Genomic DNA, 1,471 nt, shown 5'->3' with positions numbered 1-1,471 from the left:
TTTAAAATGTACCCTATAGAGTAGACAATCAAAAAAAGTCTACCTATAGGGTACTTTTTTGTATAATGACAAATAGACAACAATGTAGAAACTGGGGAAAATTATGAGTAAAAAGACATTTACAGATAAAGAAGTAAAGCAGTTATCATCAAATCCTTACGTGAAAAATGTAAGCCCCAAAGGAATTACGTATACGGAAGACTTTAAGAGAATTGTCATTGCGGAAAAAGAGAAAGGAAAATTCGCAAGACATATCTTTGAAGAGTGTGGATTTGATACAGAGGTTATTGGCATGACTAGAATCCGAGCGGCCAGTAAGAGATGGCAAGCTGCGTATAAAAAGAATGGCGTTACTGGACTAGGTGATACTAGATCTGGTCATTCAGGTCGTCCAAGGGAGACAGAACTGTCCCTTGAAGAGAAAAATACACGCTTACAGGCGCAACTTCATCTGTTAAAAGCTGAGAATGAACTTCTAAAAAAGATTCGTTTCGCGGAAAGGGGGCTGAAAAAATAACACTGCCTCCAAGTCAAAAATATGTTCTTATTCGCTCAGTGATTGAGAAGTATAAACTAACGAACATGATAACCTATCTTTGTGATGTAGTTGGGGTTTCAAGGAGTGGCTACTATAATTACTTCTCCCCTGAATCTCAAGAAAGAAGGAAACAAAAAGATAAGTGTGACGAAGAAGTTAAAGAGATTGTATTGAAGGCCTTTCATTATAAACGCCGTAAAAAAGGTGCCCGTCAAATCAAAATGACTTTGGTGGGTCAGTTTAACGTTGTCTACAATCTTAAACGCATACGTCGAATCATGAAAAAATATAAAATTGTATGCCCGATTAGAAAGGCGAACCCTTATAAACGAATGATGAAAGCAACACATGAACACTCGGTGGTGCCCAATTTATTGAGTCGTGAGTTTAATCAAGGAATTCCAGGAAAAGTACTCATGACAGATATCACCTATCTGACCTACGGAAAGAATTTGAGGGCTTATTTATCGACGATCAAGGATGGGTCAACAGGCGAGGTCCTGGCACATCATGTTTCCGATCGAATCACCCTGGACATAGCTACAGACACCCTTCAAAAGTTAAAGAAGAATAGAAAGTTTAAGAAAGCGAAAGACGCATTAATCCATTCAGATCAAGGGGTCCATTATACACACCCGGATTTTCAGCGAATGGTAAAGAAATTAGGTTTACTTCAATCAATGTCAAGACGGGGAAACTGTTGGGATAACGCCCCTCAAGAATCGTTCTTTGGTCATTTAAAGGACGAAACGTATATAAAAGAATGTGCGACATTAGAAGAGGTAAAGATGGAGATCAAACAATATATCATTTACTACAATCATTACAGATATCAATGGAATTTAAATAAGATGACCCCTGCACAATACAGGGATCACCTTCAACAAGCTGCCTAGGCTTTTTTTAATTGTCCTTTACAAAGGGTACACATTA

The 1,471-nt window shown here is 37.9% G+C and carries 1 pseudogene; it reads left to right on the top strand.

Features of this window, described 5'->3' with window-relative positions:
• The first annotated feature begins 65 nt into the window (after positions 1–65).
• Positions 66–1,434, top strand: a pseudogene (locus BAA9072_RS23860) (IS3 family transposase).
• Positions 1,435–1,471 lie beyond the last annotated feature (37 nt).

Source organism: Rossellomorea arthrocnemi (assembly GCF_904424705.1).
Lineage (GTDB): Bacteria > Bacillota > Bacilli > Bacillales > Bacillaceae_B > Rossellomorea > Rossellomorea arthrocnemi.
Note: the sequence above shows the minus strand (reverse complement) of the source record. Positions and strands in the feature narration are given on the sequence as shown.